The sequence below is a fragment of the Youngiibacter fragilis 232.1 genome (assembly GCF_000495435.3).
In the GTDB taxonomy this organism is placed as follows: Bacteria; Bacillota; Clostridia; order Clostridiales; family Clostridiaceae; genus Youngiibacter; species Youngiibacter fragilis.
Genome location: NZ_AXUN02000237.1, coordinates 1 through 774, shown reverse-complemented (window position 1 = coordinate 774; position 774 = coordinate 1). Strand labels below are relative to the sequence as shown.

Sequence of the window (774 nt, the reverse complement as noted above, 5' to 3'; positions counted from 1 at the left end):
TAAATGTTACATAGTACTAGTGGAACGGTAACCTGTAACGGTGTCATGTTTATCACTCCTTCCAATTTATTCATAAACATTGGAGTTCGGAGACTCGTGACTTCAGTCATGAGAGAAGAACTCCATTACACCTGTTTCGTTCGATTAGTATGGTATTCTGTCTTTTCAGCAGTTTAAGTTCCTTGAAGCTTGCACTCCTGTGGACAACCGAGCCATCCAGTTTACGTAAATCAAAATAGCCAGATGACCTTCTTCCGAAAATGAAGCATTCTTCGTCCTTATATCTCACATGGTCAAACAGGCGGAATCCCTTGACTTCGTATGCAGACTGATTCAGCTTTTTCTTTCCGCCCTTTAGGAAGTTCGCCTTGTGTATCTGTCGGTTGTGCTTCCTCTTGAACGCCTGATTGTAGATCTCATCGATCCTTTTGGCGTTAATGTTGCCACTTATACAATATGCATCAGCGCTATGGGCCTTTTCAATGTTATTATTTATTCGGTTGTTCTTTGTGATGTATCCATAGGTCATGGAAACCTCTGGATACAGTTCCTGAAGACTGTTGTAAACATACCATCTCATGATGCCCATGAAGCTTGCATGACGGTACGACTTGTTTGGAGTAAGCTTAAGCTTTATCCTGCCTGCATGATGGCTCTTATGGCATGTCTCGCATAAGGTGACCAGATTACCGGGAGAGTCTCCTCCTGTCTTCCGGCTTTCCTTATGATGAACATTCAATATTCTGTCCTTTGATTTGCCATGGCAGTGCTGAC

The 774-nt window shown here is 42.8% G+C and carries 1 protein-coding gene; it reads right to left on the bottom strand.

Annotation, left to right across the window (positions count from 1 at the left end):
* Nucleotides 1-106: 106 nt before the first annotated feature.
* Nucleotides 107-774, bottom strand: a 668-nt coding sequence (locus T472_RS18935; protein WP_023863797.1) for an HNH endonuclease, incomplete at its 5' end; no start/stop codon positions are given.